Source organism: Microbacterium sp. SY138 (genome assembly GCF_039729145.1).
GTDB classification, from domain to species: domain Bacteria; phylum Actinomycetota; class Actinomycetes; order Actinomycetales; family Microbacteriaceae; genus Microbacterium; species Microbacterium maritypicum_A.
Genome location: NZ_CP155793.1, coordinates 1,458,925 through 1,483,387, shown reverse-complemented (window position 1 = coordinate 1,483,387; position 24,463 = coordinate 1,458,925). Strand labels below are relative to the sequence as shown.

General features: G+C 67.0%; 22 protein-coding genes. All 22 read right to left on the bottom strand.

Translation table 11 applies throughout. The features are described 5' to 3' along the window. Window positions 1–8 precede the first annotated feature (8 nt). Window positions 9–1,313, bottom strand: coding sequence for a histidinol dehydrogenase (gene hisD / locus ABDC25_RS06990; protein ID WP_021201560.1), 1,305 nt, complete (start codon window positions 1,311–1,313; stop codon window positions 9–11). Between the two features lies 1 nt (window position 1,314). After that, complete coding sequence (locus tag ABDC25_RS06985) at window positions 1,315–2,565, bottom strand: hypothetical protein (RefSeq protein WP_347125572.1); 1,251 nt, start codon at window positions 2,563–2,565, stop codon at window positions 1,315–1,317. Between the two features lie 71 nt (window positions 2,566–2,636). After that, complete coding sequence (dnaE, locus tag ABDC25_RS06980; protein WP_347125570.1) at window positions 2,637–6,155, bottom strand: DNA polymerase III subunit alpha; 3,519 nt, start codon at window positions 6,153–6,155, stop codon at window positions 2,637–2,639. Between the two features lie 61 nt (window positions 6,156–6,216). Next, window positions 6,217–7,311 (bottom strand): hypothetical protein, encoded by a 1,095-nt coding sequence (locus tag ABDC25_RS06975; protein ID WP_136053540.1) that lies wholly within the window; start codon window positions 7,309–7,311, stop codon window positions 6,217–6,219. Next, window positions 7,286–7,891, bottom strand: a complete 606-nt coding sequence (locus ABDC25_RS06970; protein WP_029258341.1) for a sigma-70 family RNA polymerase sigma factor — start codon at window positions 7,889–7,891, stop codon at window positions 7,286–7,288. The genes ABDC25_RS06975 and ABDC25_RS06970 overlap by 26 nt, the downstream gene beginning before the upstream one ends. Window positions 7,892–7,928: 37 nt before the next feature. Then, a complete protein-coding gene (locus tag ABDC25_RS06965; protein ID WP_347125567.1) occupies window positions 7,929–8,105 on the bottom strand; it encodes a hypothetical protein in 177 nt (58 codons plus the stop codon). After that, the gene (locus tag ABDC25_RS06960) at window positions 8,102–8,701 is read right to left on the bottom strand and encodes a GNAT family N-acetyltransferase (RefSeq protein WP_347125565.1); all 600 of its coding nucleotides are present in this window, start codon (window positions 8,699–8,701) and stop codon (window positions 8,102–8,104) included. The genes ABDC25_RS06965 and ABDC25_RS06960 overlap by 4 nt, the downstream gene beginning before the upstream one ends. 48 nt (window positions 8,702–8,749) lie before the next feature. Continuing rightward, entirely contained in the window at window positions 8,750–9,670 is a 921-nt protein-coding gene (locus ABDC25_RS06955; RefSeq protein ID WP_347125563.1) for an RluA family pseudouridine synthase, read from the bottom strand. 2 nt (window positions 9,671–9,672) lie between these two features. Further along, complete coding sequence (gene lspA / locus ABDC25_RS06950; RefSeq protein WP_046399048.1) at window positions 9,673–10,353, bottom strand: signal peptidase II; 681 nt, start codon at window positions 10,351–10,353, stop codon at window positions 9,673–9,675. A gap of 9 nt (window positions 10,354–10,362) precedes the next feature. After that, entirely contained in the window at window positions 10,363–10,950 is a 588-nt protein-coding gene (locus ABDC25_RS06945; protein WP_021201570.1) for a DivIVA domain-containing protein, read from the bottom strand. A gap of 181 nt (window positions 10,951–11,131) precedes the next feature. Continuing rightward, complete coding sequence (locus ABDC25_RS06940; protein WP_029258344.1) at window positions 11,132–11,431, bottom strand: YggT family protein; 300 nt, start codon at window positions 11,429–11,431, stop codon at window positions 11,132–11,134. A gap of 3 nt (window positions 11,432–11,434) precedes the next feature. Continuing rightward, window positions 11,435–11,914, bottom strand: a complete 480-nt coding sequence (gene sepF / locus ABDC25_RS06935; protein WP_347125560.1) for a cell division protein SepF — start codon at window positions 11,912–11,914, stop codon at window positions 11,435–11,437. Between the two features lie 43 nt (window positions 11,915–11,957). Beyond that, window positions 11,958–12,665, bottom strand: a complete 708-nt coding sequence (locus tag ABDC25_RS06930; protein ID WP_021199341.1) for a YggS family pyridoxal phosphate-dependent enzyme — start codon at window positions 12,663–12,665, stop codon at window positions 11,958–11,960. Then, window positions 12,662–13,804, bottom strand: coding sequence for a cell division protein FtsZ (gene ftsZ / locus ABDC25_RS06925; protein ID WP_167253883.1), 1,143 nt, complete (start codon window positions 13,802–13,804; stop codon window positions 12,662–12,664). The genes ABDC25_RS06930 and ftsZ overlap by 4 nt, the downstream gene beginning before the upstream one ends. Window positions 13,805–13,968: 164 nt before the next feature. Beyond that, the gene (locus ABDC25_RS06920) at window positions 13,969–14,916 is read right to left on the bottom strand and encodes an FtsQ-type POTRA domain-containing protein (RefSeq protein ID WP_347125557.1); all 948 of its coding nucleotides are present in this window, start codon (window positions 14,914–14,916) and stop codon (window positions 13,969–13,971) included. A 3-nt stretch (window positions 14,917–14,919) separates the two neighbouring features. Further along, entirely contained in the window at window positions 14,920–16,320 is a 1,401-nt protein-coding gene (gene murC / locus ABDC25_RS06915) for a UDP-N-acetylmuramate--L-alanine ligase (RefSeq protein WP_029258348.1), read from the bottom strand. A 40-nt stretch (window positions 16,321–16,360) separates the two neighbouring features. Then, a complete protein-coding gene (locus ABDC25_RS06910) occupies window positions 16,361–17,437 on the bottom strand; it encodes a UDP-N-acetylglucosamine--N-acetylmuramyl-(pentapeptide) pyrophosphoryl-undecaprenol N-acetylglucosamine transferase (RefSeq protein ID WP_297558059.1) in 1,077 nt (358 codons plus the stop codon). Beyond that, window positions 17,434–18,639, bottom strand: a complete 1,206-nt coding sequence (ftsW, locus tag ABDC25_RS06905) for a putative lipid II flippase FtsW (protein ID WP_347125555.1) — start codon at window positions 18,637–18,639, stop codon at window positions 17,434–17,436. The genes ABDC25_RS06910 and ftsW overlap by 4 nt, the downstream gene beginning before the upstream one ends. Next, window positions 18,608–20,143, bottom strand: coding sequence for a UDP-N-acetylmuramoyl-L-alanine--D-glutamate ligase (gene murD / locus ABDC25_RS06900; protein WP_347125553.1), 1,536 nt, complete (start codon window positions 20,141–20,143; stop codon window positions 18,608–18,610). The genes ftsW and murD overlap by 32 nt, the downstream gene beginning before the upstream one ends. Further along, window positions 20,133–21,239 (bottom strand): phospho-N-acetylmuramoyl-pentapeptide-transferase, encoded by a 1,107-nt coding sequence (gene mraY, locus ABDC25_RS06895; RefSeq protein WP_029258352.1) that lies wholly within the window; start codon window positions 21,237–21,239, stop codon window positions 20,133–20,135. Before mraY ends, murD begins: the two co-directional genes overlap by 11 nt. After that, the gene (gene murF / locus ABDC25_RS06890; protein ID WP_347125551.1) at window positions 21,236–22,648 is read right to left on the bottom strand and encodes a UDP-N-acetylmuramoyl-tripeptide--D-alanyl-D-alanine ligase; all 1,413 of its coding nucleotides are present in this window, start codon (window positions 22,646–22,648) and stop codon (window positions 21,236–21,238) included. Before murF ends, mraY begins: the two co-directional genes overlap by 4 nt. Window positions 22,649–22,675: 27 nt before the next feature. Continuing rightward, window positions 22,676–24,445: a penicillin-binding protein 2 gene (locus ABDC25_RS06885; RefSeq protein ID WP_167253875.1), complete on the bottom strand. Its 1,770-nt coding sequence runs from the start codon at window positions 24,443–24,445 to the stop codon at window positions 22,676–22,678. Between the last annotated feature and the right edge of the window lie 18 nt (window positions 24,446–24,463).

Genomic DNA, 24,463 nt, shown 5'->3' with positions numbered 1-24,463 from the left:
GACCGATCCTACGCGGTGAAACGGGCCTCGATCGCTTCACCGTGTGCGGGGAGCACCTCGGTGTCGGCGAGGGCGACGACTCCGGCACGCACGGCAGCCAGCGCAGCCCTGTCGTAAGAGATGACCTGCTGCGGACGGAGGAACGTGTACGACCCGAGACCCGGGGCGTAACGCGCCTGTCCCCCGGTCGGCAGCACGTGGTTGCTGCCCGCCATGTAGTCTCCGAGGCTGACCGGCGTCTGGTCGCCGACGAACACGGCACCGGCACTGGTGAAGTCGGCGGCGGCATCCTCGGCGTCGACGAGGTGCAGCTCGAGGTGCTCCGGCGCGTAGGCGTTGCTGAACGCCGTGGCCATGGCCCTGTCATCCACGAGGACGATCGCGGACTGCGGTCCCGAGAGAGCGGCGGCGACACGCTCACTGTGGCGGGTTCTCGCAGCCATGCGCTCCACCTCGACGGCGACCTGTTCGGCGAGCTCGGCCGCATCGGTGACCAGCACCGCGGACGCCTGCTCGTCGTGCTCAGCCTGGCTCACGAGATCGGCGGCGATGAGTCGCGGATCCGCGTGGGAATCCGCGACGACGAGGATCTCGGTCGCCCCGGCCTCCGAGTCCGTGCCGACCACACCGGCGACCGCGCGCTTCGCGGACGCGACGTAGTTGTTGCCGGGACCGGAGACGACATCGACGGGATCGAGATCCAGTGACGGCACACCGTAGGCCAGGGCGCCGATCGCTCCGGCACCGCCCATCGCGTATACCTCCGTCACTCCCAGCAGAGCCGCCGCCGCGAGGATGGTCGGGTGAATCCGCCCGCCCTGATCCGACTGCGGCGGCGATGCCAACGCGATCTGCTCGACCCCGGCGATCTGCGCGGGCACGACGTTCATGATCACGCTGGACGGGTAGACGGCCTTGCCGCCGGGGATGTAGACCCCCACGCGGTGCACCGGCTGCCACCGCTGCGTGATGACGGCCCCGTCCCCGATCCGGGTGACCTGTGTTGCCGGAACCTGCGCGGCGGAGGCCAGACGCACTCGGCGGATCGCCTCCTCGAGCGCGCCTCTGACCTCGGGGGCGAGTTCAGCCAGCGCTGCGGTGATGTGTTCGGCGGGCACTCGTACGGCGTGATCCGTGACGGCGTCGAATCGTTCGGCCTGCTCGCGAAGAGCGTCCTCGCCACGGTCGCGCACGTCCTCGACGATCCGCGCAGCGGTATCGAGCGCTTCGGCACGCGCCTGGGTGGCCCGGGGTACCGCGGCGAGCATGCCTGCGGGCGAGAGCTCGCGCCCTCGCAGGTCTATGGTGCGCATTTCAGCCCTTCGTGATGTCGGAGATGTCGTGGAGGTAGCCGATCCGTCCGTCGTCATGTCGCACGACGAACGCACCCCCACGATCTTCGATCACCAGTGCCCACGCGCTCGGGCCGATGCGGAACAGCGGTTCACCACGCTCGTCGTGGACATCGCGCTCCGAGGGAGCGAGGATCCAGAACGGTTGAGCGGCGGGGGCCGCCTCGCGAGGGTTGGTCGCTTCGAGGTCGGCGTCGGAGACGCCCTCCAACACCAGCGGCGCCGGCTCTTCCGCAACGACGTCGGTCTCATACGTCGCCGCCGTCTCCAGAAGCGACTCGATGCTCCCGGTGTCCGAGACGATCTCGGGTTCCTGACCGCGCGAACGACGCGAGTAGGCGGGCACATACTCCTCATCCGAGGACTCCTGCTCGGTACCGATGCCGCCGCCCGAGGCGTGGGCAGTGAGGGGCACCTGCTCGGCGAGGTCGAATCGGGCGATCTCGTCGGTCGCCTGCCTCCCGGAGGGCTCGACATCGAGCGGGACCACGAGCGCTGGCGTCGCACCATCGACGATGACATCTGTCCGGCCGTCGGCCTGCGCCTCTGCCCCCTCGAGGGATGCGGACGAGTCGGACCCCGCAGGCGATGCCTCGGCCGACTCGCCGGTCGGTTCTTCCGCTGCCGGCGCAGGCTCAGGACGCGGCCGCGCGATGACCGGACGCACCGGATTCGCGTTGCGGTGCGCGAGAGTCACCAGGCGACCGTGGAAGTCTTCCTTCAGCCCCGGGATGATCGGAGCGAACACGGTGAGGACGACGAGGGCCAGAGAGGTGATCACCAGGGCCACCCCGTTCCACGGAAGGCTCCACGTGCCTCCGGAGACGAGTGCAGAGATCGCGAGCCACAGGCTGCCGGCCCAGACCACCGCTGACACGGAGAACGCGACCGAGGCGAACTGATCGATGCCCAGCGAACCGACCCTGCGGATGCCGTCGGGCGAGAAGCGGCGCAGCACGAGAAGGAAGACGGCGACAGTCGGGAGCGCGATCGGGAGTATCCATTGGATGCCGACGCCCCACAGCGAGAGGTCGCCGATCAGCGGGAAGAAGGAGAAGACGAAGGACAGCAACCAGACGCCCACGATCAGCAACTCACGCAGTGTGAAGCCGAGGATACCGAACTCCGGCGTGACCTCTTCGTCGTAGAGGACGCCGTCATCGTCGCCCAAGACGATGTCCTCGGTGTCCGATTCGGGGAGATCCGTGCTCATGCGTGGTCCTTTCGTCACAGGGCTCGACGGGTGGATTCGTCGTGCTGCCGACGGCTCACGATCCTACCCGCTCACCCCAGACAGGTGGGTCCGAGCAGTGACTTGAGGTCACCGAACAGGTCTGCGGACACCTTGACCGGCATGGGTACCTCGAACACCTTCGCGGTGCCCCCGCGATGCACCCGAAGCAGCACTTCGGTGTCGCCGTTGTGCCGTCGCAGCACCTCTGCGAGCTCCATCATCACCCGCTCTGTCGCGCGCTGCTCGGCGAGGACGAGGGCCAAGGGACCCGCCGCGTCGAAGGACCCCACATCCGGGGCGAACGCCGACTGCGCGTGCAGGTTGAGTCCGTCATCGCGCCGGGACACGCGCCCGCGGACTGCGAGAATCGCATCCTGCTGCAGCGTGTTCTGGAACTCGGTGTAGGTCTTTCCCATGAACATCACGGTGACCTCACCGTTGAAATCCTCGACGGTGATCATGCCGTAGGGATTTCCGCTCGCCTTGGCGACGCGGTGCTGCACGCTGGTGACGAGCCCGGCCACCGTCACCTGGTCACCGTCCTGCAGGTCTTCGGAGTTGTTGAGGTCGTGGATCGAGATCGATGCATGCTTCGCGAGAGGCACCTCGAGCCCGGCCAAGGGGTGGTCGGACACGTAGAGACCGAGCATCTCGCGTTCGAAAGCGAGCTTGTCCTTCTTGATCCACTCGGGGCGGGCGGGGACCTTGGCGGGAGCGACCTCGTCCATGCCGTCGTAGAGGCTGTCGAAGTCGAACCCGATGGCGCCCTGTGCCTCGTTGCGCTTGCGATCGACGGCGGCCTCCACCGCGTCTTCATGCACCTCCATGAGCGCTCGACGGGAGTCGCCCATCGAGTCGAAGGCGCCGGCCTTGATCAGCGACTCGACCGTGCGCTTGTTCGAGACGTGCAGCGGAACCTTCTCGAGGAAATGGTGGAACGAGGTGAAGCGCTCGTCCTTGCGGGCCTGCACGATCCCCTCGACGACGTTGCTGCCGACGTTGCGGACGGCGCCGAGGCCGAAGCGGATGTCGTCGCCGACGGCCGCGAAGAAGTTGATCGAGTCGGAGACATCGGGCGGAAGGACCTTGATGCCCATGCGGCGGCACTCGTTCAGGTAGAGCGCCATCTTGTCCTTGGAGTCGCCGACGCTGGTGAGCAGCGCCGCCATGTACTCGGCGGGGTAGTGCGCCTTGAGGTATGCGGTCCAATACGAGACGAGACCGTATGCGGCGGAGTGGGCTTTGTTGAAGGCGTAGTCCGAGAAGGGCAGCAGGATGTCCCACAGCGCCTTGATGGCCGCCTCGCCGAATCCGCGCTCGGTCATACCGCCCGCGAAGCCTTCGTACTGCTTGTCGAGCTCGGACTTCTTCTTCTTGCCCATCGCTCGACGCAGGATGTCTGCCTGTCCGAGGCTGAACCCCGCGACCGCCTGGGCGATGGCCATGACCTGCTCCTGGTAGATGATGAGCCCGTAGGACTCCTCCAGGATCTCGGCGAGCGGCGCCTCCAGCTCGGGGTGGATCGGCGTGATCTCCTGCACCCCGTTCTTGCGCAGCGCATAGTTCGTGTGCGAGTTGGCTCCCATGGGACCCGGCCGATACAGGGCGATGAGGGCCGAGATGTCACCGAAGTTGTCGGGCTTCATCAGACGCATGAGCGAACGCAGTGGCGGGCTGTCGAGCTGGAAGACGCCCAGGGTGTCGCCGCGCGCGAGCAGCTGGTACACGCCGGGGTCGTCGAGACCGAGATGTTCGAGGTCGAGCTCTTCGCCACGGTTCGTGCGGATGTTGTCGAGCGCATCCGAGATGATCGTGAGGTTCCGGAGCCCCAGGAAGTCCATCTTGATCAGACCGAGGGACTCGCACGACGGGTAGTCGAACTGCGTGACGATCTGCCCGTCCTGCTCGCGGCGCATGATCGGAATGATGTCGAGGAGCGGATCGGACGACATGATCACGCCGGCGGCGTGCACGCCCCACTGGCGCTTCAGCCCTTCGAGACCCAGCGCGCGGTCGAAGACCGTCTTCGCCTCGGGATCCGTCTCGATCAGGGTCCTGAACTCGCTCGCCTCCTTGAACCTCGGGTGAGCAGAGTCGAACATGCCGTCGAGGGGCATGTCCTTGCCCATCACGGGCGGCGGCATCGCCTTGGTGAGGCGCTCCCCCATGCTGAACGGGAAGCCGAGCACTCGACCGGCGTCCTTCAGCGCCTGCTTGGACTTGATCGTTCCGTACGTGACGATCTGCGCGACGCGCTCGGATCCGTACTTCTCCGTGACGTAGTCGATGACCTCGCCGCGGCGCCGGTCATCGAAGTCGACGTCGAAGTCGGGCATGGAGACACGGTCGGGGTTGAGGAAGCGCTCGAAGATCAGGCCGTGTTCGAGTGGGTCGAGGTCGGTGATCTTCATCGCGTACGCGACCATCGACCCGGCACCCGAGCCACGGCCCGGCCCCACGCGGATGCCGTTGTCCTTGGCCCAGTTGATGAAGTCGGCGACGACGAGGAAGTATCCCGGGAAGCCCATCTGCAGGATGATGCCGGTCTCGTACTCGGCCTGCTTGCGCACCTTGTCGGGGATGCCGCCGGGATATCGGTAGTGCAGGCCGGCCTCCACCTCCTTGATGAGCCAGCTGTCCTCGGTCTCGCCGTCGGGCACAGGGAAGCGCGGCATGTAGTTGGCCGAGGTGTTGAACTCGACCTCGCAGCGCTCGGCGATCAGCAGGGTGTTGTCACAGGCTTCGGGGTGGTCGCGGAACAGTTGGCGCATCTCGGCCGCGGTCTTGATGTAGTACCCGTCGCCGTCGAACTTGAACCGGTTCGGGTCGTCCATCGTCGATCCCGACTGCACGCACAGGAGCGCCTCGTGCGCGTCGGCCTCGTGCTGATGCGTGTAGTGCGAGTCGTTGGTGGCGACCAGCGGGATGTTCAGGTCCTTCGAGAGACGGAGGAGATCGGTCATCACGCGCCGCTCGATCGACAGACCGTGGTCCATGATCTCGGCGAAGTAGTTCTCCTTGCCGAACAGGTCCTGGAACTCGGCTGCGGCCGCGCGCGCAGCGTCGTACTGTCCGAGACGCAGGCGCGTCTGGATCTCGCCTGACGGGCATCCGGTGGTCGCGATCAGTCCTTTGGAATAGGTCTGCAGCAGCTCGCGGTCCATGCGCGGCTTGAAGTAGTAGCCCTCCATGCTCGACCGGGAGCTGAGCCGGAACAGGTTGTGCATGCCCTCGGTGCTCTGACTCCACATGGTCATGTGGGTGTACGCACCGGAACCCGAGACGTCGTCGCTCTTCTGATCGGGCGAGCCCCACTGCACGCGCGTCTTGTCACTGCGGTGCGTGCCGGGAGTGACATAGGCCTCGAGCCCGATGATCGGCTTGACACCCGCGGCATTGGCCGCCTTGTAGAACTCGAAAGCCGCGAAAGTGTTGCCGTGATCGGTCACCGCGATGGCCGGCATCTTGTAGTCGGCGGCCGCCTGGGTCATCGCGTTGATCTTCGCCGCTCCGTCGAGCATCGAGTACTCGCTGTGCACGTGCAGGTGGACGAAGGAGTCGGATGCCATGCCTCCGATTCTACGGCGGGGCCCCGACACCGGAGGCCGGTGTCGGGGCTCCGGCAACTCGCTACGGCGCGGAGTCGACCACGCTCACAGTGATGGTCATCCACGAATCCGGGACGTCCTCCGGCACTATCCCCGCGCCTGCGTCCTGCCGGATTGCGGATCCGACGACCAACCCTGTCGACATATCGATCGAGATGCCGTTGGTCACCCATCGACCCGCGTTCGACGCGAACGAGATGGTGGTGATGTCTCCGTCCACAGCGGCGATCGTCCCGTTCGGGAGGAGTGCCAGCACTTGGTACATCGAAGCTCGCAAGTCGGCGGGCGCCGTGTTGTACTGAAGCTCTTCGAGCAGCACTTCCGTAACCGTGCCGTTCGACCACTCGGAACCGTCTGTCGCCCCGTTTTTCACACGAATCCATTCCAGGAGTGCCTGCGGGTCGCGGGGAAACGCCGCGTAGTAGGCATCCGACGCTCGGGACAACTCACCGGGTCCGGACTCCCCTAGCCCGCCCGGGGTCCGGTTATAGAACGGTTGGCGATCGCCGCCGAGCCACTCCTGAGCGTGTGCCTCGGCGTCGACCCCGTAGAACGCCGTCAACTGAGACTGATTCGCGAACTCCTGGACCCACTCCGCTGATCTATCGGCAGGAACGTAGATCGTCCAATGTCCTTGCGCTATCCACGCGGCGGTGGCATCTGCGCGAGAAGCATCGAACATGGAGGAAGGGTTCGTGGTTCCATACAGGACGAGATCGTTGACCTCGCGTTCGATCTTCAGGTACTGGCCCTGCTGGGGCGCTGGAGCTGTGTTCGCGCCCGACGCTCGCGCTGCGGCGCTCAGCACAGAAGATGCGGTCATGGGGGCAGGCGCTGTCGGTTCTGGCGCGATGGGTTCCTTCGTCGCGACTGGCGGCACCGCCTCGACGCGCGGCGGCGGAGTGGTTGGGTGGTCGAGGACCACGACTGCCACTGTCGCCGCGGCCGCTCCGGCCAGCGCACCCACGATCACCAGTGATCGACGGGCGAGTCTTCTACGCTTTCGTCCGCGATCTGCGTCGATCCCATCCAGAAGCCGGACACGAGCGCCGGAGATCCGCTCCTCCGTCAGGCTCACTCCCGCATGGACCTCACGCACTTGTTCGAAAACGTCCATCGACCTCTCCTTCCTTCTCATTCACGACTCGTTCCCGGCTGCTCACACGGCCCGGGTTCAACCGCGTCCGCACGCGGTTGATGCGCGATCGGACGGTCCCCACCGGGACACCGAGGGCGATGGCGATCTCCTCATAGGTGAGGTCGCCCCACGCGTAGAGGAGCAGAGTCTCGCGATCCTTCGCAGAGAGCGAAGCGATCGAGGGCGCCAGTTCGCGTGTGGAGATCTCGGCATCGAGCCTGGCGATGGTCTTGTCGAGATCTCCGTGGGATATGTGCTCGTCCCGCGCGGCCGATGCCGCACTCGACCGCAGATGCTTGGCTTCGCGCGCCCGATGCTTCTTGATCAGACGAGAAGCGATCCCGTACAACCAGGGAAGCGCCGAGTCCCAGGCCGCATCGAACGACTTCCGTCGTGCGAACGCGACCAGGAACGTCTCACTGAGGATGTCCTCGCCCGCATCGGGGCCGAGACGGCGGGCGGCGTAGCCGCCCACCGTTCTGGCATGCCGATCGAACAATTCGGCGAAGGCCCGGGGTTGCCCGAGCGAGCGCTGAATGATCTCGCTGTCTGTGCTCACACTATGTATTGCCCCAGAACGCGAGGACGGTTCGAAACTAGTCATGGCAGGTGTCGACAACGCTCATGTCGAAGGTCATGCGCGTGTCCGGAACGTCACCCGGGATCAGCCCGTCTCCGACCTCGCGCGTGGTCGTGCTCTCGGTGATGATTCCGGTTGACATCTCGATCGTCAGCGTGAATATGTATTTGCCGGGCGCCGTCGAGCGGTTCACGCTTTCTTTGACGACTTCTGCGATGCACCCAGATCGAGCCGCATCAGCACCCGCGGAAATCCGTCGAGAACCGATCCGGTGTCTGCCGCCTTCACGAACCCCGCGCTCTCGAACAGAGCCCGCGTGCCGACGTACGCCATCGTCAGATTCACCTTCTCCCCGCCGTTGTCGACCGGATACCCCTCGATCGCCGGCGCTCCTCGCTCCCGCGCGTACGCGATCGCGCCATCGATCAGCGCGTGCGAGACCCCCTGCATGCGGAACCCCGGTCGCACGCGGAAGCACCACAGCGACCACACGTCGAGGTCGTCGACATGCGGGATCAGCCGATTGCGCGCGAAACTCGTGTCCCGGCGCGGATGCAGAGCCGCCCATCCCACCGGTTCGCCGTCGAGATACGCGATCACGCCGGGAGGTGGATCCTGATGGCAGAGCTCACGGACGCGGTCGGCACGCTCCTGCCCCTTCAGAGCCACGTTCTCCTTGCTGCCGATGCGGTAGCTCAGGCAGAAGCAGACGTTCGACGTCGGTTTCTTCGGGCCGACGAGCGTCGCGACGTCGTCGAACTCCGTCGCGGGGCGAACCTCGATGTCCATGGGTTCAGTGTCGCGTACCCCGCCGACATCGTGTGGAGGCGGCGCGGGCTACTCGCCGCGGAGCACGTCGAGCGCGTGCTGGAAGTCGGCAGGGTAGGGCGACTCGAACTGCACCCGGTCCCCCGTCGCCGGGTGTGCGAACGCGAGCTGATGCGCGTGCAGCCACTGACGCGTGAGCCCGAGCCGGGCCGACATCGTGGGATCGGCGCCGTAGAGCGGGTCGCCGACGCACGGATGACGGTGGGCGGCCATGTGCACCCGGATCTGGTGCGTGCGGCCCGTCTCGAGGTGGATCTCGAGAAGCGACGCGCCGGGGAAGGCCTCGAGCGTCTCGTAGTGGGTGACGGACGGCTTCCCGTCCGGGACCACCGCGAACTTCCACGAGTGATTCGGATGCCGGCCGATCGGCGCATCGATGGTACCCGCGAGGGGGTCAGGATGCCCCTGGACCACGGCGTGGTAGATCTTCTCGACCGTCCGGTCCTTGAACGCCTGCTTCAGGACCGTGTACGCGTGCTCGGACTTGGCGACGACCATGAGGCCGCTGGTGCCGACGTCCAGCCGGTGCACGATCCCCTGACGCTCGGAAGCTCCGCTCGTCGCGACGCGGAAGCCGGCGGCCTCCAGCGCTCCGACGACCGTCGGGCCCTCCCAGCCGACCGATGGATGGGCGGCGACCCCCGTCGGCTTGTCCACCACGATGATGTCATCGTCGTCGTACACGATGCCGAGCTCCGGCACGGCGATGGGAACGATCTTCGGCGCCTCTTTCGGCTGCCATTCGACATCGAGCCAGCCGCCCGCGCGCAGGCGGTCGGACTTGTCGAGTGTCACGCCGTCGAGTCGTACTCCCCCTGCTGCGGCGACGTCAGCAGCGAAGGTGCGGGAGAACCCCATCAGCTTCGCCAAGGCTGCGTCGACGCGGGTACCGTCCAAACCGTCCGGAACCGGCAGGGACCGCGATTCCACGGTCAACGTCCTTCCGATGCGGGAGCCGCATCCTCCGAGGGAGAATCGTCATCGGTCGAACGCACCGGCACGGGAGCATCGGCGTCGAGCATGTCGTCATCGGTGTCTGTCGCCAGGACAGCCGCCGTCGCGGCGGCTTCGGCTTCTTCCTCGGTCTCGACGATCTCGTGATCGCGTTCGCGCGTACCGTCGAAGCGCAGGCCGAAGACCACGAGCAACGCGACCGAGATCATCCCGGTCACGATGAAGATGTCGGCGACGTTGAAGATCGCCGGCATCATCCACGGCATCGAGATCATGTCGACGACGTGCCCCACCGGAAAACCGGGCTCACGAAACAGACGATCACTGAGGTTGCCGAGGACTCCGCCGAGGAGACAGCCGAGCACGACCGCCCACAGGCGGGACTTGAGCCCGAACGCCTTCCAGACGATCACGCACGCCACGACCGCGAGGGCGATCGTGAAGATCCAGGTGACCTCGGATCCCAGGGAGAACGCCGCCCCGGGGTTGCGAACGTAGTACAGCTGAAGGAACTCCCCCAGGACCGGAACCGGCTCCTGGTAGGGGAGGTTCTCGATCGTGAGGTACTTCACAAACTGATCGGCGGCCAGTACGAGCGCTGCGAGAATCGCAACGACCGCACCGGCCGCCGACCGACGAAGGGGACGGCGTCCTGACAAGAGGGCGCCTTACAGACCGATCGCGGAAACGGGTGTCGAGTCCGTGGAGGTCGACTTCTCGTCGAGCTCGCGGAGCTGACCCTCGATGTAGCCGCGCAGCTGCGAGCGGTAGTCGCGCTCGAAGTTGCGGAGTTCGGTGATACGAGCCTCGAGAGTGTTGCGCTCGCGCTCGAGTCGTGCGGACTCCTCGCGCTGCTTGGCCTCGGCCTCGGTGCGGATGCGGGCGACCTCGGTCTCGGCCTCCGCGATGAGCGCGTTCCGCTTCGCCTCGCCCTCGGCGACATGCTCGTCGTGCAGACGCTGTGCGAGTTCGATGATGCCAGCGGTCGCGGTCGCGGAACCGGTCGGAGCGGGCTCCGCCGGGACCTCGGCCACGGGGGCGGGAGCCTCGACAGCGGCGGGCGCGGCGGCTTCAGGAGCAGCACCGGACTCGTACGCGGCCAGCTTGGCCTTCAGCTCCACGTTCTCCTCGAGAGCCTTGCGCCACTCGATGACGATCTCGTCGAGGAAGTCGTCCACCTCGTCCGGGTCGAAGCCGTCCTTGAAGCGGACGTGCTGGAACTGCTTGGTGACGACGTCATCCGGGGTAAGTGCCATGGGTGGCTCCTCTTTCGATGAGTTCGATTGCCAGTATCGATGTATGGCGTGGTCGTGATGTGGCGCGAACCCGGGGCGCGCACCTGGGTGCCAGCATAGCCCCCGAGCATTGGCGCCGCGATGTCACGACACCCAGAGTGGGAGAAGTCGCAGCCACCGGATCAGGGGACACGCCGGGATTTCAGCGGATGAACAGCCCGACGACGTTCATCAGAATCAGGACGATCAGCAGAGTCAGCGCGAAGCCGAAGTCGAGCGAGAGCGAGCCGATCCGCAGTGGCGGGATGATCCGCCGGAAGAACCGGATGGGCGGATCGGTGAGAGTGTAGACGGCCTCGGCGAGCACGAGCCCGAATCCCTTCGGACGCCATTCGCGATTGAACATCGGAATGTAGTCCAGGATCAGGCGCGCGAACAACACGAAGACGTACAGCAGGAGCACCAGATGGACGATGCTCGCGAGGACGGAGACCAGCTGCACGGGCTACGACTGGTCGAAGCCCGCAGACTCGGCGTCTGCGTGTGCGATGCCCCCGTGACCCGATACGGCGATGTTCTCCGGCGACAGCAGGAACACCTTCGAGGTCACGCGCTCGATCCGGCCGTAGAGGCCGAGGGAGAGCCCACTCGCGAAGTCGATGAGGCGGCGCGCGTCGGCATCGCTCATCTGCGAGAGGTTGATGATGACCGGGACGCCCTCGCGGAAGCTCTCCGCGATCAGCTGGGCGTCGCGGTACTGCTTCGGGTGGACGGTGAGAATCTCGTTCACGGCTCCTGCAGACGGCTGGCGGACGGCGACGGGGCGGCGCAACGGCGTGACGGGGGCCGGTGCCGACTCCTCGCGGTCACGGTCACGGTCACGCTCGCGGTGAGCGCGGGCGGGTGCCTGCGTCTCTTCCTCGTAGACCTCTTCTTCATCGGCGAGGCCGAGATACACCATGGTCTTCTTCAGTGGGTTACCCATCGTGTCCTCCGGTTCGAACGTGTCGGGCTGGTCTTTTCACAGGTTAACCCCGGTCGGGCCGGGGGCCGGTGATTGCGGAACCGATCCGCAGGTGTGTCGCGCCGGCGGCGATCGCCTCGGCGAAGTCTCCGGTCATCCCGGCTGAGATCCACGACGCGGTTGAGTCGATCGCACGCACGCTGTCGGCGATGTCGTGCAGACGAGCGAAAGCGGAAGCGGGTTCCTCATCGAGGGGCGCCACGGCCATGACGCCGCGCAGCCGCAACGACGGCAGGGCCAGGACATGCTCCGCGAGGGCGACCGCCTGAGCCGGCACGACTCCCCCACGACCGGGGTCGTCGGTGAGATTGACCTGGACGAGAACATCGAGCCGACCGTCATCGTCCGCTGCGCGGTGCAGAGCATCCGCGAACCGGTCTCGATCGACCGAGTGCACGACGTCCGCACTGCGGCGGATCGCCGCCGCCTTGTTCGTCTGCCCCTGGCCGATGAAGTGCCAGCGCAGATCGGGTGCTGCGACTTCTGCTTCCTTCGCCGACAACTCCTGCTGGCGGTTCTCGCCGACGTCCTTCACGCCCAGCCCGTGCAGGGCACGGACCAATGACGCCGGGTGGAACTTCGTCACCACGATCCGGGTGATCTCCTCGGAGCTCCGTCCGGCCGCCTGCGCGGCGGCGGCGATCTTCTCGTCGATCGCCGACAGCCGCGCAGCCAGGCCGGAAGGCTCGGCCGCGTCGACCGAGGACGTCACTTCAGGAATTCGGGGATGTCGATGTCGTCATCGGCGAATGCCGGCTCGATGCTGGTGGCCGGCACGCGCTGCTGCACGGGCTCAGGCTGAACCGTCTCGCTCTTGCTCTCGGGCTCGTCCGTGAGCGCGACCTCGGGAAGCGACGTCGTGGACGGCCGCGAAACGACCATCGGGTCCAGCCGGAGGGAGGGCTCGCCGCCGTCGAAGCCGGCCGCGATCACCGTCACCCGCACCTCATCGCCGAGCGTGTCGTCGATGACCGTACCGAAGATGATGTTGGCTTCGGGGTGGGCGGCTTCCTTGACGAGGTCGGCCGCATCGTGGATCTCGAAGATCCCGAGGTTCGAGCCGCCCTGGATCGAGAGCAGCACGCCGTGCGCACCTTCGATGCTCGCTTCCAGGAGCGGAGACTCCACGGCCAGCTCCGCAGCTTTGATGGCACGGTCGGCCCCGCGAGCGGAGCCGATGCCCATGAGCGCGGATCCCGCACCCTGCATGACCGACTTCACGTCGGCGAAGTCGAGGTTGATGAGACCCGGAGTCGTGATCAGGTCGGTGATCCCCTGCACACCGGCGAGGAGCACCTGGTCGGCCGTGGCGAAGGCCTCGATCATCGAGATGCCGCGGTCGCTGATCTCGAGGAGGCGGTCATTCGGCACCACGATGAGGGTGTCGACCTCTTCCTTGAGCTTGGAGACACCGGCTTCGGCCTGGCTCTGGCGGCGGCGACCCTCGAACGAGAACGGCTTCGTCACGACACCGATGGTGAGGGCGCCGATGGACTTCGCGATGCGTGCCACGACGGGCGCGCCACCGGTTCCGGTGCCACCGCCCTCGCCGGCCGTCACGAAGACCATGTCCGCACCGGTCAGAGCCTGCTCGATCTCCTCGGCATGATCCTCTGCGGCGCGTCGGCCCACCTCGGGGTCGGCACCGGCACCGAGACCGCGGGTGAGTTCGCGACCCACGTCGAGCTTGACGTCGGCGTCGCTCATGAGCAGCGCCTGCGCGTCGGTGTTCACGGCGATGAACTCGACTCCGCGGAGGCCGAGATCGATCATGCGGTTCACGGCGTTGACGCCGCCACCGCCGACGCCGACGACCTTGATCACGGCGAGGTAGTTCTGGTTCTGGCTCATGGCCGGCCTCCGATTATTCGAGCCTGGAAGTGGGTGAACCTTAAACCTCAAGTAGAGGTGTAAAGTATTTCCCGGTATTGCGTTCTCTTTGATCGAAGGTAAGCGCCGCCCGGCCGCGTTCGCGCGAAGACACGGGCGTGTCGCCCCATTCCCCGAGAAAGGGATCAGCCGACGACGGCGACTTCGGGGGAAGTGACGTCGATCGACGCGGCTTCGGGGTTCGAGGCCATCGCCTTCGAGAGGACGACGGCCTTCAGCGCGGACTCCTCAGCGCTCCCCCACACCACACTCAACCCGCTGTTGAGCGTGAGAGTCACGTCGTCGGCGGTGCGCGCGCTGATCTCCGTCAGCGCCGCACGGATTTCGGCGGGGAGCGAGCGCACCACGAGACCTGCGCTGCGGAACGCCGCCGAGTCGACGCCGCCCGGGACGTCGATCACCGGCTGCCCCGCAGGCTGATCCGAGGTGGTGGAGAGGGCGACACCGGCGGCATCGACCAGCGTGTACCCGGCGTCCGAACGGATGACGCCGACCGGAGTGCGTTCCACGATGCGCACGGTCAGGTCATGTGGTGGACGTGCTTCGAGGGAATAGGTCTCGATGAGGGGGAAGGCCAGCAACGCGGCCTTCACCTTGCTGGAGTCGACGAGCGCGAGCGGGGTTCCGAGCTGGTCGCCGAGCGCGGCCTCGATGGCTGCGGGGTCGAGAGTCGTGGCCCCGGCGACGCTGATCTTCTGAACGGCGAAGAGCGGACTGTAGGCCGCGGCGACACTGCCCCCGACGAGCAGGAGTGCGGCGCCGATGCTGCTCAGCCACACGATCCTGCGCCGTCTGGAGCGCTGCGTGAAACGACGGATCTCGGCGCGAAGCGCCTTGCGTCGTGCGCGGGCTGCGCGCCAGACGTCCCTCGTCGACGTCGGCTGCGGATCGTCCGTCGACGTGTCATCCCTGTGCTCCTCGGGCGTCACGTCATCGGACATCACGTCATCGGCGGCCGAGAACTCCTCCTCCGCTTCAGCATCGCGTCGCCGCCTGCGGGACTTCGCCCCCGGCGCGGCGTCCTTCTCCCCCGGACTCTCCGGGGTGGTCGGAAGCGGTGCAGGCCGACGCATCGGCTATGCCCCGTCGGTCCGACGCAGCGAATCCAGGACCTGCGGGATGATCTGGTAGACGTTTCCGCAGCCGAGCGTGACGATGAAGTCACCTTCCCGTGCAACGGCGGCGGTGTAGTCGGCGGCCTGCTGCCAATCCGCGACGTAGTGCACGTGCGACGGGTCCTGGAACGCGCCGCTCACCAACTCGCCGGTGACACCGGGCACGGGGTCCTCCCGGGCGCCGTACACGTCGAGCATCACGGTGTGATCGGCGAACTCCTCGAGGACGTCGGCGAACTCCTGGTACATGTGCTGAGTGCGCGAGTAGGTGTGGGGCTGCTGAATCGCGATGATCCGTCCCGCTCCTGCGATGCTGCGCATCGCCTCGAGTGCAGCCCGCACCTCCGTGGGGTGGTGCGAATAGTCGTCGTACACGGTCACGCCGCGCTCGACACCGTGCTGCTCCAGTCGACGCACGGTTCCCGCGAAGCCTTCGACGGCGCGAACGGCCTCCGCGAGCGAGTAGCCGAGCGCACGCAACACCGTCACGGCCCCCGCCGCATTGATCGCGTTGTGCACACCGGGAACGGCGAGCTGCATACGCGCCTGTTCCTCACCGTGCGTCAGCGTGGCGGCGACCGGACCCGCGGCGACGATGTCGGTGACGCGTACATCCGCTCCTTCGGCCTGACCGAACGTCAGCACGTTCGGGTGAGAGAGACCGGCACCGACCCGCAGCGCACCCGCGTCGTCGCTGGAGATCACGACCGCCTCCGTCGCGGCGTCCGCGAACTGCACGAATGCCTGGTGGAAGGCCTCATCCGAGCCGTAGTGATCGAGGTGGTCGGGATCGACGTTGGTGATCAACGCAACAGCGGTGTCGTACAGCAGGAACGTGCCATCGGACTCGTCGGCTTCGATGACGAACAGCTCTCCCGATCCGGTCGCGCTGGATGTGCCGAGCTGCTCGATCACGCCGCCGTTGACGAAGTGCGGATCCGCGCCGAGCTCACGCAGGGCGGTGACGATCATGCCCGTCGACGTCGTCTTTCCGTGGGCGCCGGCGACGGAGACGAGACGACGTGTGCCGATAAGCCAGTGCAGGGCCTGCGACCGGTGGATCACGTGGAGTCCACGGGCCTTCGCGGTCACGAACTCGGGATTCTCCGGCCAGATCGCTCCGGTGTGCACGACGGTGTCGGCGTCACCGAGGTGAGCGGCGTCGTGACCCACGTGCACCGTCGCGCCGGCGGCCGCCAGCGCGCGCAGATTGTCGCTGTCCGCGCGGTCGCTACCAGAGACGCGGATGCCGGCGTCGAGGAACATCTTCGCGAGACCGCTCATACCGGAACCGCCGATGCCGATGAAGTGCGCGGAGGTGATCGTCTCGGGAATGGGGAGGGAGAGGTCGGGTCTGATCATTTCCGCTTCAGTCTACTTTTCTTCGGTCTCGTCGACCGCGTCAGACGGCGACGAGTGCGCGGTCGATGAGGGTGATGACGTTCTCGGTTCCGGCGCGGGTTCCGGCGGTCTCTGCAGCGGCGGCCATCCGTGCGATGCGCTCTCCGTCTCCGAGCAGAGGGACGACGATGCGCCGCACCGCGTCACCGTCGAAGGACGCATCGTCGAGCAGCTCTGCGGCCCCTGCAGCAACGGCCGAGGCGGCGTTCAGACGCTGCTCGCCGTTGCCCACGGAATACGGGACATACAGCGCGGGGATCCCCAGAGCACTGATCTCGCTCACGGTCGCTGCCCCGGAACGGGAGACGATCAGATCGGCCAGAGCGAACGCGAGATCCATGCGGTCGACGTAGCGGTGCAGCGCGTAGCCGTCGACGCCCGGATCGGCGAGGTCGCTGCGCTCACCCGTCACGTGCAGCAGCTGCCAACCGGTGCCCAGGATGTCGCGCCACGAGTCCGCGAGCGCCTCGTTGAGCCGCTGCGCTCCCAGCGAGCCGCCGAACACGAGAAGGACGGGGCGGTCGGCGTCGAGGCCGAAGTACTCCGCCGCCTCCGCGCGCGAAGCCGCGCGGTCGAGGGCGATCACCTCCCGCCGCAGGGGCATTCCGACGACCTCGCCACCACGGAGCGGAGTGCCCTCGAAGGCAACCCCCACCGCGGCCGCACGGCGTGCCCCGAGCACGTTCGCCAGCCCTGGCTTCGCGTTGGCCTCGTGCACCACGAACGGCACGCCCTCACGGCGCGCGGCGACGTATGCCGGCGCAGACGCGTATCCGCCGAAGCCCACCACCACGTCGATGCCGTGCCGACGGATGTGGTCGCGCACCTGGGCGATGGCCCGACGGAACCGCCCCGGGAACGACAGGGCCTGCCTGTTCGGCCGCCGCGGGAAGGGCACCTTGTCGACGATCAGCAGTTCGTAGCCGCGCGCGGGGACGAGACGGGACTCCAGTCCCTCGGCCGTGCCGAGCACGAGCACGGAGGCTTCGGCATCACGTGCGCGGAGACCGTCCGCGACGGCGAGCAGGGGGTTGACATGACCGGCGGTGCCACCGCCGGCGAGGAGATACGAAGTCACCTGGTGACCCTACCCCGCTCGGCTGACCGCTTCTCGGTCACAGGGATCGTCCGTGCGAACGCCAGCAGCACGCCACAGGCGATGAGCACCGCGAGCAGGGCCGTGCCGCCCTGGGACATGAACGGAAGAGGGACGCCCATCACCGGGAAGACGCCGATCACGACGCCGACGTTCATGACGGCCTGGCCGACGATCCACACGGTGATGCCGCCGGCTGCCACGCGGATGAACGGATCCGGTGTCTTGCGGATGATGTGGAAGGCGCCGATCGTGAAGAACGTGAACAGGGCGAGCACGACGATGCAGCCGATCAGGCCGAGCTCCTCGCCGACGATCGCGAAGATGAAGTCATTGCCCGCGGCGGGAAGCCACCCGTACTTCTCCTGGGAGTTGCCGAGGCCGAGGCCGAAGATGCCTCCGGTGGCCATACCCCAGATCCCGTGGATCGACTGGTAGCAGTCCGTGTAGTAGAGCGCCATGTTGTCGCAGGTCGCGGTGATGCGCCGCATGCGGTCCTCGCTCGACAGCGCGTAGGCGAGCACCGCGATGACGCCGAGGATCAGCGGGATGATGAACAGCCGGAGCTTGACGCCCGAGAAGAAGAGGCACCCGAGGAGGATGAGCACCAGCACCATCGCGGTACCGAGGTCCTTGCCCGCGAGCACGGTGCCGATCGCGAGTGCACCGACCGGGATCACGGGGATGAACACATGATGCCAGGTGCCGAGCATCGTGCGCTTGCGCAGCAGCACCGCAGCGATCCAGAGCGCGAGGGCCAGTTTGAGGAACTCGGAAGGCTGCAGGGTGAAGCCCGCGATCTTGACCCAGTTCCGGTTACCGCCGTCCTCGATACCCAGCGGAGTGAACACGAGCATCTGCAGCGCCACGGCCCCGAACAGTGCGGGCCACGCCATCCTCTTCAGGAAGTCCACCGGCAGACGGCTGATCAGGAACATCAGCGGGATGCCGAGCAGCGCGAACACGCCCTGGCGCAGCACGCCATCCATCGGGTTGACCCCCTTGGAGACGGCTGTCGCGCTGGTCGCAGACAGCACCATGACGAGACCGAAGAGGGTGAGGAGCAGCGCGGTCGAGGCGATGAGCAGGAACTCGGTCGACACCGGGGTGAACCGGCGACCGAGCGAGACCCTGGCCGCGAGACCGCCGGACTCAGAGCGCGGAGGGCGGGATACCTGTGTCATCGGCGCTCCCCCGGTCGATCCAGTCCCGCACCGCCTCGGCGAAGCGATGGCCTCGTTCCGCGTAGCCGGAGAACTGATCGAAGGATGCCGCCGCCGGGGCCAGCAGGACTGTGCCCTCGTCGTCGACGATTCCCGCGGCGATCTCCACGACACGGTTCATGACCTGTCCAGTCTCGCCAGCATCCACCTCGAACACCGGCACCCCGGGCGCGTGTCGTCGGAATGCCGCGACCACCACGGAGCGTTCGACCCCGATCACGACGGCTGCACGCGCCGTCGTGCCGACCTCGGCGACCAGGTCGGAGATGTCGACCCCCTTCAGATCCCCGCCGAGCACCCACACGGCACCGGGGTACGCGCGCAGCGACGACGCCGCGGCGTGCGGGTTCGTCGCCTTGGAGTCGTCGATCCAGGTGATGCCGCGGTGCCGGGCGACGACCTGGATGCGATGCGCATCGAGGCGGAAGGACTGCAGGGCCGTGTGGATGGCCTCCGGCTCGACGCCGAGCGAGCGTGCCAGGGCACTCGCAGCGAGGATGTTCTGCACGATGTGAGGAGCGGCGAGACCCGCCGCATCGAGATCGGCGACCGTCGTCAGCTCGAGGGCGCTGCGGGAGCGATCGTCGAGGAAGGCCCTGTCGACGAGCAGTCCCTCGACCACGCCGAGATCGCTCGGGCCGGGGATGCCGAGATCGAAGCCGATCGCACGGGCTCCCTCGACCACCTCCGCCTCTTCCACCATGCGACGCGTGGCCTCGTCCGCCTTGTTGTAGACGCACGCGATCCGGGTGTTCCGATACACGACGGCCTTCGCGTCCCGGTAGGCCTCCGCGCTCCCATGCCAGACGAGGTGATCGTCGGCGAGGTTCAGGCACACGGAGGCGTAGGGGAACAGCTCCCCTTCGGGCCTCGACTGTCCCAGATACCAGAGCTGATGGCTGGAGAGCTCGACCACGAGGACATCGAACCCCGCGGGGTCGCGTACGGCGTCGAGCACCGGCACGCCGATGTTCCCGCAGGGGGCCGCCCGCAGTCCGCCTTCCACGAGCAGCGTGGCGGTCAACTGGGTGGTCGTCGTCTTGCCGTTCGTCCCGGTGATGAGCACCCAGTCCGCCGGCGTGCCGTCGGCACGGACGACCTTGTCGCGCACGCGCCAGGCGAGCTCAACGTCACCCCAGATCGTGACAGCGGATTCCTGCGCCCACCGGATGAGTGGATGCGACGGCGAGAATCCCGGCGAGGCGATGACCACCTCGGGGTCGAACTCGACGAGCACGGGCGGCACCTCGGCGAGCGGGCCCAACTCGAGCCGGGCGCCGATCACCGGGAGCAGGTGCTCGTACTCATCCTCGGCCGACTCGCTCAGCACGAGAACGTCGGCGCCCAGTTCGGCGAGCGTGTCCGCCACCGAGAAGCCTGTCATCGAGAGGCCGAGAACGGCGACCCGTAGACCGCTCCAGTCGGCGTTCCAGCTCGTCAGTCCGGCGAGACGATCAGTCGACACGAGTGAGCCATTCGACGTAGAAGAGTCCGACCGCCGAGACGGCGAGCAGCCCGGCGATGATCCACATGCGCACCACGATCGTGACCTCGGACCACCCGCGCATCTCGAGATGGTGGTGGAACGGGCTCATGAGGAACAGCCGCTTGCCACGAGTGATCTTGAAGTACGCGCGCTGCAGGATGACCGAGCCCGACGAAAGCACGAAGACGCCGGCGATCACGAGCAGGAGGAGCTCGGTGCGGGTCAGGATCGCCATCGCGGTGATGACGCCGCCGATCGCCATCGACCCGACGTCCCCCATGAAGACCTTCGCCTTGGGCGCGTTCCACCAGAGGAATCCGATGAGGCTCGCCGCGAACGACGCCGCGATGATGGCGAGGTTGAACGGGTCGCGCACTTCGTAGCAGCCGCCGAGGGCATCGGGATCGCCGCCGATGCACGGCTGCTTGAACTGCCAGAACGCGATCACGCTGTAGGCGCCGACGACGATGACGCCGGCTCCGGCAGCGAGCCCGTCGAGTCCGTCCGTGAGGTTCACACTGTTCGAGGTCGCGACCCCGATGATCGAGATCCAGACGAGATAGAGGATCCATCCGAGCACCACGCCGAAGGCGAACAGGTTGAGCCAGGTGATGTCGCGGAACAGCGAGATCGCGGAGCTCGCCGGTGTCTGGCCCCACTTGTTCGGGAAGTTCAGCGCGACGATGCCGAAGGGGATGATGACCAGCAGCTGGCCGATCACCTTCCGCCAGCCCGAGAGCCCGAGGCTGCGCTGGCTGCGCACCTTCATGTAGTCGTCGATGAATCCGACGGCGCCGAATCCGACCATCAGCCAGATCACGAGCAGCGCGGAGAGTGCGGGGACTTCACCGCTCACCAGCACACCGGTGAAGTAACCGACCATCGAGCCGACGATGAAGATGACGCCGCCCATCGTGGGGGTGCCGCGCTTGGCCTCGTGACTCGGGTTGTGGACGGACTCCGGGGTACGGATGACCTGCCCCCAGCCCCACTTCCGGAAGAGCCGGAGGAAGACGGGGGTCAGGAACAGGGTGAAGGCGAGCGAGATCGCCGCCGACATGATGAGAGACCTCACGAGAACAATTCTCCCAGACGATCGCCGAGATGCCGGAGGCCCACGGAATTGGATGACTTCACGAGCACGCGGTCGCCGTCGCGGAGCTCGGTGCGGAGATACTCGAACGCGGCGTCCTGGTCGGGCAGATGGACTGCCTCGCTGTCCCAGGAGCCCTCCCCGACCGCGGCGAGGTAGAGGCGCCTCGCCTCGGGACCGACGACGACGATCCGCTGGATGTTCAGACGCACGGCGAGCAGCCCGATCCTGTCGTGCTCCTCCCCCGCGCTCTCACCGAGTTCGCTCATGGCTCCGAGGACCGCGACGGTGCGCTCGTCGGGACCGGTGATCTGCGCGAGCGTGCGCAGGGCCGCCGCCATGGAATCCGGGCTGGCGTTGTAGGCGTCGTTGATGATCCGCACCCGATCGCTGCCCAGGGGCTGCATGCGCCAGCGTTCGGCGATCTCGACCGTCTCCAACCGGGCCACGGCGTCGGCCGCCGAGACCCCGAGCACGCGTGCTGCGGCGATGGCCGCCAGAGCGTTGGAGATGTGGTGCGCCCCGAGCACGCGCAGCCGCAGGGGAATCCGTTCGGCGTCGACCTCGATGACGCAGGACGTGCCGGAAGCGGATACCTCGATCTCATGCGCGCGCACGTCCGCTGTGGGCCCCTGACCGAAGCCGACGGTGCGGAGTCCGCGAGCGTCCGCGAGTTCGCGCATGGCCGCGACACGCGGGTCGTCGACGTTGAGCACGGCGGTCCCGGGCACGCGGGCGGCGGCGACGAGCTCGGCCTTCGCCTTCGCCGTCTCCTCGATGCCGCCGAATCCGCCGGCGTGCGCCATGCCGACCATCAGCACGACGGCGACGTCCGGCTCGACGAGTCCTGCGAGGTGAGCGATGCTCCCCGGAGCCGCGGCACCGAACTCGCTCACGAGGAAGCGGGTGCTCTCCGTCACCCGGAGCATGGTGACGGGGGCGCCGACCTCGTTGTTGAACGACTTCACGGGAGCGACGGTCTCGCCTTCCCCCGCGAGGATGCGTGCGAGGAAGTTCTTGGTGGTGGTCTTGCCGTTCGACCCGGTGATGCCGACGATCCGGAGCGCGCCGTCGGCACGGACACGCGCGACGACCTCCCTCGCGAGTGCACCGAGGGCGGCGACAGCGTCCGGAACCACGATCTGGCTCACGGCGACGTCCACCGGGTGCTCGACGATCGCCAGGGCCGCTCCCGCGGCGACAGCGGACCCGACGAAGCGGTGTCCATCGGTCTCGGCTCCGGGCTTGGCCACGAAGATCGATCCAGGCCCCATCGTGCGTGAATCGGTGTCGACGATTCCGTCGACCACGGTCTCGGCCGTGTCCTCACCGGCCACGCGCAGATCACCGCCGACTGCGGCGGCGATCTCAGCGAGCGTCAGGGCGATCATGTCATCTCCATGCGCGGCTCTCGCCGACTATCCGAACTTGGGGAGGAGCTCGTCCATCGGGACAGAGGACGGCATCACGCGATACGTTTTCATCACCTGCGTCATCGCCTTCTGGAAGGCGGATGCGGTGGCCGCGGACGATACAACCTTAGTCGGCTCGTCGAGGGTGACCACGACGACGTACTGCGGATCGTCGACCGGCGCGAAGCCCACCATGCTGGTGTAGTACACCCCGGCCTTGTAGCCGCCGTTGCCGTCCGACACCTGCGCCGTACCCGTCTTGCTGGTCACGCGGTAGCCGGGGACCTGGATGCGCTCGGCGTTGCCGCCCTGTACTGCGACGTTCTCCAGCATGCGTGTCAGCTCCGCTGCGGTCTGCTCCTTGACGATCTGCTCGCGCTTCGGGTCGGCTGGCGCGGTCACGGTGCCGTCCGCGGCGGTGCACGACTCGACGAGCGAGAGGTCGATCTTCTCGCCGCCGTTCGCGATCGCCTGGTAGGCGCCGGCGAGCTGGGCGGCCGTCACGGTGAAGTACTGCCCGAACGTCGTCGTGTAGAGCGACTGGTTGTCCCAGTCGCTGACCGGGTGCAGGATCCCTCCGACCTCCGAGGGGAAGTCGAGCGTCTTGTCCCCCACCCCGAAGCGCTGGAGGTAGTCGTAGCGCACATCGGGGCTCACCATGGTGCCGAACTTCGACAGGGCGACGTTCGACGAGTCGATGAGGCCCCCGGCGAGCGTGTAGTTGTACGCCGGGTGGGTGAACGCGTCGTTCACGACGGCGCCATTCGGGAACTTCTCCCGAGAGGCCGCGCTCACCGTGCTGAGCGGGGTCAGGCCCGCTCCTTCGATGGCGGCAGCCGCGGTGACGGCCTTGAACGTCGATCCGGGCTCGAAGTCGTGGTGGAAGATCTGACTGGCCCTGGTCGCCGGTGTCGACGCATCGAGATCGTTCGGGTCCAGCGCGGGCCACTCGGCCGCGGCGCGGATCTTGCCCGTCTTGACCTCGACGACCGTGACTGTCCCGCCCTTGGCGCCCTGCGCCTGTGCCTCTTCGGCGATCATCTGCTGCAGGTACCAGTTGAGGTCGCTGTTGATGGTCAGCTGCACGGATCCGCCGTTCACGGCATCGACGGTGCGCTCGCTGCCGGGGATCACGACGCCGTCCTTGCCCTTGCGGTAGGTCTCCTCGCCGTCGATGGGCGCCAGGCAGGAGTCGTCGAGCTTCTCCACACCGGCCTGCGCCTCACCAGAGTTGTCGAGGAAGCCGAGGATGTTTCCGGCGACCGCGCCGTTCGGGTATACGCGTGTCTCTCGCGCCTTCAGCGACAGGTACGAACCGACTCCGAGATCCCGCAGCGCCATGTACTGCTCCGTGTTCAAGCCCTTCTTGAGAGGCGCGTACTGGCTGTCGGGGTTCTCGGCGAGGGCGTTCGAGACCAGAGCCCGCACCTCGTCGCCGGTCTGGCCGGTGATGGCGGCGATCTTGTCGGAGGCCTCGGCCCACGGCAGCTTCGGCTTCTTCTCCTCGACGAGCATGATGACCTGCGGGCTGAGCTGCGCGTCGTAGACCATCACACTGGAAGCGAGCACCGTGCCGCCGGAGTCGACGATCGACCCGCGCTGGCCCGGGATCGCCGAACTCGCACCGAGGTGCTCGAGGGACTCGGAGACGTGCTCATCAGCGCTGACCACCTGGATGTCGACCAGGCGTACCACGAACGCGACCAGCACCGAGAGGATGACAGCGAGAGCGACGACGGTGCGTCGCCGCGGACCGCGGGTGGCTCGTGTCGTCATGGGATCTCTCCGTCGCTC